This window comes from Nocardia spumae, from assembly GCF_020733635.1.
GTDB classification, from domain to species: Bacteria; Actinomycetota; Actinomycetes; order Mycobacteriales; family Mycobacteriaceae; genus Nocardia; species Nocardia spumae.
In genome coordinates this window covers 517,627-534,175 of the sequence record NZ_JAJFZL010000001.1, presented here as the reverse complement: position 1 = coordinate 534,175, position 16,549 = coordinate 517,627, and the positions used below count along the sequence as shown (strand labels likewise).

The following is a 16,549-nucleotide window of genomic DNA, read 5'->3' as shown; positions in this document are numbered from 1 at the left end:
CCAAGTCAGCTGAGGTTGTCGATGAAGTCGAAGAGTTCGCTGTCGTCCGCGGAGGCGATGGCGTGTGCCGTGTCCTCGCGGTCCACGCCGGCGGGCGGGGTGTCCGGTTCGGGGGCGACGAGCTCGCCGCCGTCGAGCTCACGCCACAGCGCCAGCACTCGGTTCGCGAGTTCCGCACGGTCCGCCGGCGAGATATCGGCCGCCGCGCAACTGCGCGACAGCGATTCGAGCTCCGCGGAGATCCGCTCGGTGGCGTCGTCGGCGGGCACGAGCTGCGATCGCAGGAATTCGGCCAGGGCCGCCGGGGTCGGATAGTCGAACATCGCGGTCGCCGACACCGGCACGCCGAGCGACGATTTGAGCCGGTTGCGGAACTCCATGACGCCGAGCGAATCGAATCCGATATCGCTGAACGCCTTGTTCGCCGCGATGAAGTCCGCGTCGTCGTCGCCGAGTACCGCCGCCGCCTGAGCCCCGATCACGTCGAGAACGATGCGGGTCTGCTCGGCCGTCGACCGTCCGGTCAGCCGTGCCGACAGATTCGGTGACCCGCCCTGGGGGTTGCTCACCCGGCGGCGCGGCGGCCGCGCCAAGCCGCGCATGACCGCCCGCAGTTCGGTACGGCCCAGCTCGTCCAGCGCACTCCGGTCCAGGCGTACCGCGGCGAACGCCGGTCTCCCTGTCGCCAGCGCGGTATCGAACAGCGTCATACCGTCCTCGGCGGTCACCGGGACGAAACCTTCCCGGCGCCAGCGGGCGAAGTCGGCGTCGCCGAGACCACCGGTCATCCCGGTGCTCTCCTGCCACGGTCCCCAGGCCATCGACGTCGCGGGCAGGCCGATCGCGTGCCGGTGCTGTGCGAGCGCGTCGAGGAACATATTGGCGGCGGCGTAATTCGCCTGTCCCGCACTGCCGATCACACCCGCGATCGAGGAGTAGAGCACGAACATCGACAGATCCAGATGCTCGGTCGCCTCGTGCAGATTCCACGCCGCGTCCACCTTCGGCCGCAACACCGCCGCGATCTGCTCCGATGTCAGGCCCGTGAGCAGGCCGTCGGACAGCACCCCGGCGGTGTGCACGACTCCGGTCAGCGGGCGATCCGCCGGAATCGACGCCAGCACCGCATCCAGCGCATCTCGATCCGCCACGTCGCAGGCGAGGACCTCCACCCGCGCGCCGAGCGCGCGCAGTTCGTGGCACAGTTCACCGGCTCCGGGGGCGTCGGGTCCGCGTCTGGTCACCAGCACCAGATTGCGCACCCCGTACCGAGAGACCAGGTGCCGAGCCGCCACCGCACCCAACCCACCGGTACCACCGGTGATCAACACCGTCCCATCCACCCGCAACGGCGCCGGCACCGTCAACACGTTCTTACCGACATGACGAGCCTGACCCAGATACCGGAACGCCTCCGGCGCCTGTCGCACATCCCACGCCGTGATCGGGGAATGAGTCAGTACCCCGGATTCGAACAGCTCGACCAGGGACCGGAGGATCTCGCGCAACCGGTCCGGATCCACGTCCATGAGCATGAAGCCGTGGTAGTGCACGCCGGGATGTTCGGCCGCGACCTCGGCCGGGTCACGCCGGTCGATCATGCCCATCTCGATGAAGCGGCCGCCGCGCGGCAGCAACCGCAACGACGCGTCCACGAACTCACCCGCCAGCGAATCCAGCACGATATCCACACCACGACCACCGGTAACCCCGAGAAACTTCCCCTCGAAACCCAGACTCCGCGAATCACCGATCTCCGACTCACCGAAACCCAAGCCACGCAACACATCCCACTTCGGCTCACTGGCCGTCGCCAACACCCGCAACCCCAGATACCGCGCCAACTGCACCGCCGCCATACCCACACCACCAGTCGCCGCATGCAACAACAACGTCTCACCCGACCGCGCCGCAGCAAGGTCGACCAAGGCGTAATACGCCGTCGCGAACACCGCCGGCACCGACGCCGCCTGCGCGAACGACCAACCCACCGGCATCGGCGCCAGCAACCGCCGATCAACCACCGCCACCGAACCGACACCAGCGACGAATCCGAAAACCCGGTCGCCCACCGCGAACTCGGACACATCCGGAGCCACCTCGACCACCACACCGGCAGCCTCGACACCGATGCGGGCGGCCGGATCCGGATAGGTACCGAGCGCGACGAGTACATCCCGGAAGTTGAGGCCCACCGCACGCACACCGACCCGGACCTGACCCGCTCCCAGCGATGCGAACGGCGCCGGATGATCGCGCAGGCCGAAGTTCTCCGCCGCCAGGGTTCCCTTGCCGAGCAGACTCAACGCCCAGTCCCGGGAGTCCGATCCCACCACCCCGACCAGCTCCGAGCCGATCCCGACATCGCGGCCAGCACCGTCGACACGCTGCAGCCTCGGCGCGTGCGCCGTCCCCCGGCGCACGGCCAGCTGCGGCTCGTCTCCGATGCTCACGGCCGATACCGCACCGTCGCGATAGTCCGCCCAGGAGTCGACATCGACGAGGAGGATCCGGTCCGGGTACTCACTCTGCGCGCTGCGCAGCAGACCCCACACGGCCGCGGCGGCCAGATCCACGGACTCGCCGGGATGCACCACCACCGCCTGCCGGGTCACGACGACGACGAGGCGATCCTGGTCGAGCAGGTCCCGCACCCGGCCAGCCGACGCGATCACCGAATCTCGCACCGCCGCAGGCACACTCGCCGTGGGTACCGTGCCGGGCAGTCGCACCACCGTCACCGCACGGCCGGACACCGTCACGACCTCGTCCTCCTCGAAAGGGCTCCAGACGGCGGAGTCGTTGTGCGCCGGTACCGGGACGGTGATCCAGTCCAGGCCGTACCCGGCGGCGCCGGACCGGTCCGGCGCCGCACCCAGCGCCGCCACCGGTAGCGGGCGCAATGTCAACGCGCCCATCCGCGCCACCGGCGCGCCCGTGGAATCGGTGAGCCACACCGTGATTCGCTCGGCGCCCGAGCCCGCCTCCGATACGGTCGCGCGCACCCGCACGGCCGTCGCACCCGTCGCGTACAGCGCGACGTCCTCCCAGGAGAACGGCACGGCGATCGTGCCGGACGGGGTGGCCGGAACCAGCCCGCCCAGGAGCAGCGCGTGCAGTGCGGCATCCAGCAACGCGGGATGCAGATCGAATTCCACGCCCGCCGATCGGGCTGCCTCCGGCAGCACGACCTCGGCGAACACCTCGCCCTCACGCCGCCACAGCGCGGTCAGGCCCTGGAAGGCCGGACCGTACTCGTAGCCCAGCTCGGCCAGCTGCGGATACCAATCGATCTCGACCGCCGCCGCTCCGGCGGGCGGCCAGCTCATCGCAGCGGCGTCGGTTCCGAAGACGTCTCCGGCGGAGTCCGGCCCGGCCACGACCGTGGCGGTCACGTGGCGAACCCAGGGAGCGGAATCCGCGTCGGCCGAATCGTTGTCACCGGTCGCGCGGGATCGCGAGTACACCGATACCGTCCTGGCTCCGGATTCATCGGGGCCGCTCGCCACCGCTCGCAGTTCGACGGTTCCGGCGGGCGACACCGGCAACGGCGCCTCGATCACCAGTTCCGCCAGCTGTGGGGCTCCGACCGTCGACCCCACGTGCAGGACCAGTTCCACGAAGGCCGCGCCGGGGAGCAACGCCACGCCGGCGATGGCATGATCGGCCAGCCAGGGATGCCCGGCTCGGGACAACCTGCCTGTGAACACCACATCCTGGGAATCGGGCAGACCTACCATCGCACCGAGCAGCGGATGCCCGGCGGCGTCGAGTCCCGACTGCCACACGTCCTGGCCCCCGGCCGGTGCCAGCCAGTACCGACGGCGCTGAAACGCGTAGGTGGGCAGCGATATCCGATTCTCGGCGGGTCCGGTGACCAGCGCCGTCCGGTCCACCGGCAGTCCGACCGCATCGGCCCACGCCAGGGCGGAGACGAACTGGACGGCTTCCTCGGTCCCACGCCGGGCGGCCGCGACCACCGTGGCCTCGGACTCGACGGCCGGGCTCTGCGCCAGGCACTGCCGAACCATCGCGGCCAGCACGGCATCCGGCCCGATCTCCAGGAAGCGCCGCACTCCGGCGCCTACCAGCGTGTCGACACCCGGCGCGAAGCGGACAGCCCCGCGCACCTGTGACACCCAGTACTCCGGATCCGTCAACTCGGCCCCGGCCTGTGCCCCGGATACGTTGGACACGATGGGCAGAGTCGGCGGCCGATAGGTCAGGCCCTGTGCGATGCGGCGGAATTCGTCGAGCATCGGCTCCATGAGCGCCGAGTGGAACGCATGGCTCACGCGCAGCCGCGAGGTCTTGACGCCCTGGGCGGCGAAGCCCGCGGCGATCTCGTCGATGGCGGCCGCATCGCCGGACAGCACCACCGATGCCGGGCCGTTGACCGCGGCCGTCGACACCTGGCCGCCGGTTCCGGCGAGTACTGCGGCCACCCGTTCCTCGGGCACCGCCACCGCGAGCATCGCCCCGCCTCCGGGCAGTGCGCCCATCAACCGTCCGCGTGCCACCACCAGCGCACACGCGTCCGGCAACGTCCAGACTCCCGCGACATACGCGGCGGCGAGTTCCCCGATCGAATGTCCGATCAGCACATCCGGGACCACTCCGAAGGACTCCGTCAATCGGAACAGCGCGACCTCGAACGCGAACAGCGCGGGCTGGGTGTACTCGGTGCGATCCAGGAGCGCCGCACCGTCGGGGTCGAATACCAACTCCTGCAGCGACCGGCCGAGTAGCGGGTCGATATGGGAGCAGACCTCGTCGAACGCCGCCGCGAACGGGTCGAAGGCCGCGTACAGTCCGGCGCCCATGCCCGGGCGTTGCGCACCCTGCCCGGTGAACAGGAAGGCGGTCCGGCCCGATCCGGCGCCCGCCTCGATGACCCCCGGCGCGCCGGCCGCGAGATCGGCCAGCCCGGCGAGCAACTCGTCTCGATCACGACCGACCACCGCGCCGCGCCGATCGAACCGGGCCCGCGAGGTAGCCAGGGCGGAGGCGATATCCGCTACCCGGGCCTCGGGATGGTCGAGTACCCACTGCCGCAACCGATCCGCTTGCGCGCGCAGGGCCGACTCGGACTTCGCCGACACCAGCCAGGGCACCGCCACCGGAGACGAATCCTCGGTCACCGCGGCCACCGGTGCCGGTGCGATCGCCGGTGCTTCTTCCAGAATCGCGTGCGCATTGGTCCCGCTGATGCCGAACGACGACACCCCCGCCCGCCGGACCCGGTCGCCGGACGGCCACGGCCGCGCCTGCGACAGCACCCGCACCGCGCCCGCCGACCAATCCACGTGCGGACTCGGCTCTTTCGCGTGCAATGTCTCCGGCAACATCTCGTGCCGCAGCGCCTGCACCATCTTGATGACGCCGCCCACGCCCGCCGCCGCGATGGTATGCCCGATATTCGATTTGATCGACCCGATGTGCAGTGGCCGGTCGCGATCACCGCCGTAGGCGTTGATCAGGGCCCGGGCCTCGATCGGATCCCCGAGCGTGGTGCCGGTGCCGTGCGCCTCCACCGCATCCACATCCGCGGCGGCCACACCCGCATCCGCCAACGCCGCCGCGATCACCCGCTCCTGCGACGGGCCGTTGGGCGCCGTCAGACCGTTACTCGCGCCGTCCTGATTCACCGCCGTCCCGCGTACCAGCGCCAGCACGTCGTGACCGAGACGCCGCGCGTCCGATAGTCGCTCCAGCACCAGCACACCGACGCCCTCGGAGAAGGCGACACCGTCGGCGGCGGCGGAGAACGCCTTGCAGCGCCCATCCGCCGCGAGCCCGCGCTGCCGCGCGAAATCCACATAGAGGTAGGGACTGGCCGCGACCGAGACACCGCTCGCCAACGCCAGCGCCGACTCGCCCAGCCGTAGTGCCCGGCACGCCTGGTGCAGTGCGACCAGCGACGACGAGCAGGCAGTGTCGATGGTGACGGCGGGCCCCTCGAACCCGAAGACGTAGGACACCCGGCCGGAGATCACGCTGTGTGTGGTGCCGGTGAGGCGATACCCCTCCAGCTCACCGGTGACCCGATCGGAGTAGCCGGACGAGCTGGCCCCGACGAACACACCGGTGTCGCTGCCGCGCAGCGTCGTCGGGTCGATTCCGGCATCCTCGAACGCTTCCCACGACGCTTCCAGCAGCAGCCGCTGCTGCGGATCCATCGCGGCGGCCTCGCGGGGGCCGATACCGAAGAAGCCCGCGTCGAAATCGCCTGCGTCGTCGAGGAATCCGCCGCGCCGGGTGTACGAGGTGCCGGGCCGATCCGGGTCCGGGTCGAACAGCCGGTCCAGCTCCCAGCCGCGATCCGAGGGGAAGTCGCCGGTGGCGTCGACACCGGACGCGAGCAGCTCCCACAGCCGCTCGGGCGACGAGGCACCACCGGGGAACCGGCAGCTCATGCCGACAATGGCGATCGGGTCATCCGCCGAGGCGCGGCTCGGACCGCGCTCGACGGGCGTGTCCGCGACAGGTGGGGCGATCAGCGATTGCACCAGCTTCGCCATCGCCGTCGCGGTCGGATAGTCGAATACCAGGGTGGACGGCAATTGCAGACCGGTGGCCTCGGCCAGCCGGTTGCGGAACTCCATGGCGCCGAGCGAGTCGAATCCGATGTCGCGGAACGGCTTGTCCACGGCGATCGAGTCCGCGCCGGCGTGACCCAGCACAGCGGCGGCCTGGGCACGGATCATGTCGAGAACGAAGCGGTCCCGCTCGTCCGCCGAGCGATCGCGCAGCTGCGCGGCCAACTTCGGCGAGTCGGCCGCCGCACTGTCCGCCCGGCGACGCGACGGCCGCATCAGGCCGCGCATGATCGGTCGAGTGTGTCCGGACCCGGCTTCGGCCATCGCGGACCGGTCGAGCCGGACGCCGACGAATTCGCCGGCGCCACCCGCCAGGGCGGCGTCGAACAATGCCATGCCGTCCTCGTCGCCGAGCGGCGCGAACCCCGCTCGCCGCAGCCGGGCGATATCGGCCGCACCGAGGGCGCCGGTCATACCGGTGCCCTCCTGCCACAGCCCCCATGCGATGGAGGTCGCGGGCAGACCGGTGACGGTTCGCTGGTGGGCGAGCGCGTCGAGGAAGACATTGGCGGCGGCGTAATTCGCCTGTCCGGGGTTGCCGATCACACCCGCGATCGAGGAGTAGAGCACGAACATCGACAGATCCAGATGCTCGGTCGCCTCGTGCAGATTCCACGCCGCGTCCACCTTCGGCCGCAACACCGCCGCGATCTGCTCCGGGCTCATCGTGTCGAACAGGCTGTCGGACAACATCCCCGCCGCGTGGACGACTCCGGTCAGCGGGCGATCCGCCGGAATCGACGCCAGCACCGCATCCAGCGCATCTCGATCCGCCACGTCGCACGCGACCACCTCGGCCCGGGCGCCGAGGCCGAGCAGCTCGGCCCGCAGTGCGGCCACCCCCGGAGCCTGGGGTCCGCGTCTGCTCACCAGCACCAGATTGCGCACCCCGTACCGAGAGACCAGGTGCCGAGCCGCCACCGCACCCAACCCACCGGTACCACCGGTGATCAACACCGTCCCATCCACCCGCAACGGCGCCGGCACCGTCAACACGTTCTTACCGACATGACGAGCCTGACCCAGATACCGGAACGCCTCCGGCGCCTGTCGCACATCCCACGCCGTGATCGGCGAGTGGGTGAGCACGCCGGACTCGAAAAGTGCCGCGACAGCGGTCAATATCTCGTGTAGCCGATCGGGCGCCAGCTCCGGCAGTACGAAGCTCTCGTAGCGCACCCCCGGGTGTGCGTCCGCCACTTCGGCCGGGTCACGCAGATCGGTCAGACCCAATTCGATGAAGCGGCCGCCGCGCGGCAGCAACCGCAACGACGCGTCCACGAACTCACCCGCCAGCGAATCCAGCACGATATCCACACCACGACCACCGGTAACCCCGAGAAACTTCCCCTCGAAACCCAGACTCCGCGAATCACCGATCTCCGACTCACCGAAACCCAAGCCACGCAACACATCCCACTTCGGCTCACTGGCCGTCGCCAACACCCGCAACCCCAGATACCGCGCCAACTGCACCGCCGCCATACCCACACCACCAGTCGCCGCATGCAACAACAACGTCTCACCCGACCGCGCCGCAGCAAGGTCGACCAAGGCGTAATACGCCGTCGCGAACACCGCCGGCACCGACGCCGCCTGCGCGAACGACCAACCCACCGGCATCGGCGCCAGCAACCGCCGATCAACCACCGCCACCGAACCGACACCAGCGACGAATCCGAAAACCCGGTCGCCCACCGCGAACTCGGACACATCCGGAGCCACCTCGACCACCACACCAGCAGCCTCGACACCGATCGTCGCCGTCGCGTCCGGGTACATGCCGAGCGTGACGAGCACGTCGCGGAAGTTCACCCCCGCCGCGCGCACGCCGACCCGGACCTGACCGGGCTCGAGCGCTCGCGATCCGGCCGACGTTTCCGTCAGCGCCAGGTTGTCGCCGGCCAGCGTGCCCCGGCCGAGATGGGTCAGCGTCCAATCCTTGTCCCGCACCACGTCACCGGCCCGCACGGTATCGCCGACGCCGCGCCGCAGACGCGGAACGTAGGCAGTGCCGGAGCGCAGCGCCACCTCGGGCTCGGCACCCAAGGCCAGGGCTCGTGCCACGTCCTGTCGGTAGCCGGCCCAATCATCCACGTCGACAAGCAGAATGCGGTCCGGGTGCTCGCTCTGCGCGGTGCGCAGCAGACCCCACGCCGCGGCCGCGGGCAGATCCACGGGCGCCCCGGGATGCACTCCCATCGCCGCGCGGGTCGTCACCACGATCAGCCCGTCTCGCGTCAGCAGCCGTCGCACCCGGGCCGCGAGATCGGTCACCACCGCGCGCACCGTCGCCGCCGTGTCGCCCGCGACGTCCACCTCGTCCACGCGGATCACCGTCGCGTCCAGATCGCCGACGGCGACGGTTTCACCGTCCTCGCCGCGACTCCAGACTGCGGGCGCGGTGGGCTCGGTCTCCGCCGCCACGACCCAATCGATGGAATATCCATTGCCGTCGGTCCGCGGCCGGCCTGCCATCAGCGCATCGGTCGGCATCGGGCGCAGCATCAGTGCCCCGACCTCGGCCACCACCGTGCCGGCGGTATCAGCGAGGGTCAGCGCGATCCGGTCATCGGCCGGCCCCGACGCCACCGCCCGGACGCGCAGCACGGTCGCACCAGTCGCGTACAGCGCGACCTCCTGCCAGGAGAACGGAACCGCGACCTCCCCGACCCTGGTGGCGGGGGCCATGCCACCCAGCAGCACAGCGTGCAACGCGGCATCGAGCAATGCCGGATGCAGCGCGAATTGCGCTGCCGCGGAACGAGCGAGCTCGGGTAGCGCGACCTCCGCGAACACCTCGCCGTCACGTCGCCACAGCGCGGTCAGCCCCTGGAACACCGGTCCGTACTCGTAGCCCAGCTCCGCCAGCTCGGCATAGGCGTCATCGATCGGGACCGCGGTCGCGCCGACCGGCGGCCAGCTCGCCCCACTCGCATCGCCGGGCGTCTCGGCCTCAGGTGTCATCGACGCGACCGCGTGGCGCACCCACTGTTGTTCCTCCACACGGGAATACACCGAGACGGAGCGGAAGCCGGCGGGGTCGGCGCCGCTCGCCACCACCCGCAACTCCACGGCCGCGGTGGGCGGCAGCGGCAGCGGCGCCTCGATCACCAACTCGGCCAGTCGCGGGCATTCCACCACCGATCCGACGTGCAGGACCAGTTCCACCAGGGCGGCGCCGGGCACCAGCACCACACCCGACACCGCGTGGTCGCCCAGCCACCCGTGACTACCGCGTGACAGCCTCCCGGTGAACAGCACTTCCGGGGAATCCGGCACCCGCACCATCGCGCCCAGCAGTGGATGACCGGCGTCCTCCAGTCCCGACTGCCAGACGTCCGGCACGGTATTCGGCCGCAGCCAGTACCGCTCGTGCGCGAACGCGTAGGTGGGCAGATCCACCCGGGCGGCGGCCGGAGCCAGCGCTCGCGCCGACACCTCGATCCCGGCGCAGTGCGCCTGCGCGAGTGCCGAGGTGATCTGCTCCGGACCGCCCCGGTCGCGCTTCAGGGTGCCGACGGCGACTACCCGATCGGCCATGCCGATGGCGCCCGCGGTCAATTCGACACTCATCGTCAGCACCGGATGGGGGCTCACCTCGACGAACGCGTTCACGCCCGCGCGCTGGAGCTTTTCGATCGATTCCGCGAATCGCACCGGCTCGCGCAGACCGCGGTACCAGTAGGACGCGTCCAGCGTTTCGGTATCGATGTACTCCGCGGACACCGTCGAGAAGAAGGGCACCGAACCAGCGGTCGGTGTGACCGCGTCCAGCTCCGCCAGCACCCGATCCCGAATCGATTCCACCGCAGGCGAATGCGATGCGTAGTCCACCGGAATTCGCCGGGCCCAGACACCGTCGGCAGCACAGCCCGCCAAGAATTCGTCGACCGCCGTCGCCTCTCCCGACACCACCGTCTGACCGGGGCCGTTCATCGCCGCGATAGACAGCCGGCCGCCGAACCCGCTCAGCCGCTGCGCGACCGTCTCGGCGGACGAACCCACCGACGCCATGCCACCGTCCCCGGCCAGATGTTCGGCGACCACGCGGGAGCGCAGCGCCACCACTCGCGCCCCCTCCGACAGCGAAAGCCCGCCCGCCACCACGGCTGCCGCGATCTCACCCTGTGAGTGCCCGATCACCACGGCCGGTTCGACCCCGCTCGCGCGCCACACCCCCGCCAGCGACACCATCACCGCGAACAAGGCGGGCTGCACCACATCCACCCGCTCCAGCGACGCTGCTCCCGGCTCGCCGCGCAGCACCGCCGTCAGCGACCAATTCACGAACGGTGCCAGCGCCGCTTCACATTCCGCGATCGCATCGGCGAACACCGCGCTCGCAGTGAGCAATTCCGCCGCCATTCCGGGCCACTGGCCGCCCTGGCCGGGAAATACGAAGGCCACCCGGCGCGTCGCCGCGCGGCCCACCACGACTCCGAGCCCATCGGACGAGGGGCGCGGCATCTCCGCGATGCCGCGCAACCCGGATATCAGATCGCCCGGTTCTCGCCCGACAACCGCGCCACGCCATTCCAGCTGCGCCCGGTGCCGCAGCAAGGAGTGCGCCACCTCCGCCACCTCCACCGCGTCCCGCGAATCCAGCCATTCCGCGAGCCGGACCGCCTGCTCCCGCAATGCCTCCGGACTTCGCGCCGACACCACCCAGGCCGTGTCGGCCAACCGGTCGACATCCGTATCCTGTTCGGCGACAGTGGATTCGACCGGCGGCGCCTCTTCCAGAATCAGATGCGCGTTGGTGCCGCTCATGCCGAACGACGAGACACCCGCGCGCCGAACCCGGTCACCGGCCGGCCACGGCTCCGATTCCGTCAACAGGCGCACCGACCCCGCCGACCAGTCCACATGTGGTGTCGGTGCGTCGATGTGCAACGTCTTCGGTAGCGTCTCGTGCCGCAGCGCGGCCACCATCTTGATCACTCCGCCGATGCCCGCCGCCGCGACGGCATGGCCGATATTCGACTTGACCGAGCCGATTCGCAGCGGCCGTACCCGATCGGCTCCGTACGCCGCGATCAGCGCCTGGGCTTCGATCGGATCACCCAGCGTCGTCCCGGTACCGTGCGCCTCCACGGCGTCCACGTCCGCGGCCACCACGCCGGCGTCGGCCAGCGCGGCCGCGATCACCCGCTCCTGCGACGGACCGTTCGGCGCGGTCAAACCGTTACTCGCGCCATCCTGGTTGATCGCACTGCCGCGCACGAGCGCCAGCACATCGTGACCGAGACGCCGCGCATCCGACAGCCGTTCGACCACCAGGACGCCGACTCCCTCGGACCAGGTCACGCCGTCGGCGGCGGCGGCGAACGCCTTGCACCGCCCATCCGCGGCCAGACCTCGCTGCCGGGAGAAATCGACATACAGCGACGGGCTCGCCGCGACGCTCACACCACCGGCCAGGACCATCGACGCCTCGCCCCGGCGCAATGCCTGACAGGCCAGGTGCAGCGCGACCAGCGACGACGAACACGCGGTATCGATGGTGACCGCGGGGCCCTCGAGCCCGAGCAGGTAGGCGACGCGACCGGAGATGACGCTGGGAGAGGTTCCGGTCAGGCGGAAGCCCTCGTACTCGCCGGTCACCGCGCGCGAGTAGCCCGAGGATCCGGCACCCATGAAGACCCCGGTGTCGGTGCCGCGCAATGCGGTGGGATCGATTCCCGCGTGCTCCAACGCTTCCCAGGCGACCTCCAGCGTCAGCCGCTGCTGCGGGTCCATCGCGGCGGCCTCGCGCGGGCCGATACCGAAGAAGGCCGCATCGAACGCACCCGGATCGTTCAGGAAGCCGCCTTCGCGGGTGTAGACGGTCGACGGCTTGTCCGGGTCCGGATCGAACAGCCGCTCGAGGTCCCAGCCGCGGTCGGTCGGAAACGGAGTGATCGCGTCGACTTCCCCGGCGACGAGGTCCCACAACTCCTCGGCCGATCCGACACCGCCGGGGAAGCGACAGCCGATTCCGACGATCGCGATCGGCTCCTCGGAGTGGTGCTGCCGAACCGGCCGCGCCGCGACGAGTTCCACTCCTTCCGCACGGGCGCGCACGAGCCGGGCAACCGCACTCGGCGTCGGGTGATCGAACATGAGCGTGGTGGGCAGCGCCACCCCGGTGACCCGCACCAACCGGTCGCGCAGTTGAACTCCGCTGACCGAGTCGAAGCCGAATGCCGTGAACGGCAGATCGGGGTCGATGGCATCGGACGATTCGTGGCCGAGAACCGCCGCGGCCGCCTCCGCCACCATGCCGAGCACCAGCGCGTCGCGGCGCTGTTCCGGAAGTGCGGACAGTCGTGCCGCCAGCGGTCCCTCCGCCGCCGCGCGGCGCCGCCGGATCGGCTCGGCGTCTGCCGCCGGCCGTGGATCGGCCGCTACCTGGCCGGCCACCTCGACCGGGTGGGCGACCAGTGACTCGATGGTGAGGATCGGCTCGTCGTCCTCGGTGACCGCGGTCGCCCGGAAGGTGGCCTCGCCGAGTCGGTCGATGCGGACCCGAGCCACCGTCGCGCCCGCGCGATACAGCCGAATGCCGTTGAACCGCAGCGGTATCGCGATGCTACGAGCGCCCTCCCCCACGGCGAGCAGGTCCGCCGCCGCGTGGGTCATCGCGTCCAGCAGCGCCGGATGAATCACGAACCGGGCCGCACGATCGCCGACCGTCTCGTCGAGCGACACATCGGCCAGCACATCGTGCGCCCGCTGCCGGGTCGCGGTGACGCCCTGAAATGCCACCCCGTAGCGAAATCCGCGGGCGGCCAACCGGTCGTAGAGCGCGCCGGCCGTGTCTTCCTCGATCCCCAGCGAGGGCCACTGCACGTTCGCCCACGACGGCACGCCCTGCGGCTGTGGGGTGAGCACACCGGTCGCGCAGAGCTGCCACCGGGCGACCGCGCCCACGGTGTCGGAATCGGGCCGGGCGTGGACGGTGCAGACGCGGCGCCCGCGCTCGTCGGGCGCCGCGATATTCACCTGAATATGCAGTGCCGCGAGGCTGGACGGCAGTGCTGCCTCGACTCGCAGTTCCTCGACCGCCGCGCAGCCCACCTGCGCACCGGCGCTCAGCGCGACCTCGATCCAGACCGCCGCGGGCACCACCGCGGAACCCGCCGGCCGATAGTCGGCCAGCCAGGGGTGGGTTTCGGGTGCGAGACGGCCGGTGAACAACCACTCGTCGCGGCCCGCGACCGGTACCGCTGCCCCGAGTATCGGGTGATCGGTCGCGATCAGCCCGACGCGGCCCACATCGGCCGGACCCGCCGTGGCCTCCGGCGTCCAGCACCGGCGGCGCCGGAAGGCATAGGTCGGCAGGTCCACGCGAGGCGCGGGCGGAGCCAGCACCTCCGCCACCGTGTCGACGCCGGAGCAGTAGGCGCGGGCCAGCGCGGTGGCGAACTCGTCGGGTCCACCGTGGCCGCGCCGCAGGGTGCCGATCGTCGCCGTCCGGTCGGCGCCCACCGATTCCGCCGTCGACTCGATCGCCGACACGAGAACCGGATGCGGGCTCGTCTCCACGAATGCGGTCGGCTCCGACCGCAGCAATACTTCGATCGCCTCGGCGAATCGCACCTGTTCCCGCAATCCGCGGTACCAGTAGGCTGCGTCCAACTCGGCGGTGTCCACGAAGTCGGCGGTGACCGTGGACAGGAACGGAACCGAACCGGTTCCGGGGCGAATCGGCGCCAGATCGGCCAGCACCCGATCCCGGATCCGTTCCACCGCGGCCGAATGCGACGCGTAGTCCACCGGAATCCGCTTCGCCCACACGCCGTCCGCGGAGCACCGCGCCAAGAACTCGTCCATCGCCGCGGCGACGCCCGATACGACGGTCTGTCCCGGACCGTTCACAGCGGCTACGGACAGTCGACCCTCGAATGCCGCCAGCCGGTCCGCCACCGAGCCCACGGGCAGCCCGACCGATGCCATCGCGCCGGAGCCCGCCATCACCTCCGCCACGGCCCGCGACCGGGCGGTCACCACCCGGGCGCCGTCGGACAGGGACAGACCGCCCGCCACGACCGCGGCCGCGATCTCACCCTGCGAATGCCCGACCACCGCGGCCGGTTGCACGCCTGCGGCCTGCCACGATCGAGCCAGCGACACCAGCATCGCGAACAGGACCGGCTGCACGACATCCACCCGCTCCAGTGACGCGGACCCCGGTTCTCCCCGCAGTACCTCGGTCAACGACCAATCGACGAACGGAGCCAGCGCGGTCTCGCACTCCGCGATCGACTCGGCGAACACCCCGCCCGCCGCCAGCAGCTCCGCGCCCATTCCCGCCCACTGGCTCCCCTGCCCCGGGAACACGAACACCACGCGGCGCGGCGCGGCGCGACCGGTCACCGCACCGGACTCGATCTCGGCCGACTCGCCCTCCGGATCGGCCAGCGCGGCCAGCCCGGCGCCGATCGTGGCGAGGTCACGCCCCACTACCGCGGCCCGGCAGGCCAGCGGCGTGCGGGTGCGCGACAGCGAATACGCCACCTCGGCGACCCGGATATCCGGATGCGCCGCCGACCATTCACGCAGCCGAACGGCTTGGTCTCGCAACGTCTCCGGACTCGGCGCCGACAGCATCCACGCGACCGGCAGCGAATCATCCCCTGCCACCGCCGATGTCGTCGCTTCGATGGCGGGCGCCGCCGCCGGCGCCTCCTCGATGATCACGTGCGCGTTGGTGCCACCCATGCCGAACGACGACACACCCGCACGCCGTAGCGCCGCGGCGGGCCAGGGCCGCGCGCTCGTCTGCACCCGTAACCGGTTGGCGTCGAGGTCGATTCGTGGATTGGGCGCCCGGAAGTTGAGGCTCGGCGCCAGCTCGCGGTGCCGAAGGCACAGGACGGTTTTGATCAGTCCCGCGATACCCGCGGCACCCTCCAGGTGACCGATGTTGGTTTTCACCGAGCCGACGGCCAGTGGCTCGTCGGCTCGGCGCGCCGCACCGTAGGTTTCGCCCAGTGCGGCCGCCTCCACCGGGTCACCCGCCGGGGTGCCGGTGCCGTGGAGCTCGACATAGTGCACCGAGCCGCCGTCCACCTCGGCCGCCGCGAGGGCGGCGCGGATGACCGCCGACTGAACCGCGGCGCTCGGCGCACTCAGCACCTGGCGATCGTTGCCGTTGTTGACGGCGCTGCCGCGGATGACGGCGTAGATCCGGTGCCCGTGCTCGACCGCGCGCGCCAGTGATTCGACGACGATCATGCCGCCGCCCTCACCGCGGACGGTCCCGTCCGCGCGTTCGTCGAAGGTGTAGCACCTGCCCGATACCGAGTGCGCGCCGAATTGCTCGTACCGCTCACCGCCGAGCGGCGAGAGGATGAGATTCAACCCGCCCGCCAGGGCCACCTCGCATTCGCCGCGCCGAATCGATTCACTCGCCAGATGCACCGCGACCAGCGAGGAGGATTGACCGCTGTCGACGACCAGGCTGGGGCCGGTGAAGCCGTAGTGGTTCGAGATGCGGTTGGCGACGACACCGCGCCCGACCGCCCACAGCGAATGCCGGCCGATGCCGGATTCACCCCGCGACGCCGCCATTTCGGCGAAGTCGGTGCCGGTGCATCCCAGGAACACCCCGGCCCGCAGCGCGGAGTGATCGCCCAATCCGGCATCCTCGAGCGCCTCCCAGCTCAGCTCCAGGCCGAGCAGCTGCTGCGGGTCGAGGACCCGCGCCTCGTTCGGCGGCACACCGAAGAAGTCGGCGTCGAATTCCGTTGCCGACTCCAGGAATCCGGCCGTCTCACCGATGCCCGGACGGTCGCCGGGGGCCGATCCGATGGCATCGCGCCCCTCGCGCAGCAGTCGCCAGAACTGCTCGAGATCGGCAGCGCCGGGCATCCGGCACGACATTCCGACGATAGCGATGTCATTCGCTCGTTCGACCATGGGAATTCCTCTGTCTCGCCCAGCCGGCGCCGTGTATTCGGACG

1 protein-coding gene is annotated in these 16,549 nt (G+C 70.6%); it reads right to left on the bottom strand.

The annotated features are described in order from the left end of the window. Positions 1-5: 5 nt before the first annotated feature. The gene (locus LKD76_RS02265; RefSeq protein WP_227979258.1) at positions 6-16,505 is read right to left on the bottom strand and encodes a type I polyketide synthase; all 16,500 of its coding nucleotides are present in this window, start codon (positions 16,503-16,505) and stop codon (positions 6-8) included. Between the last annotated feature and the right edge of the window lie 44 nt (positions 16,506-16,549).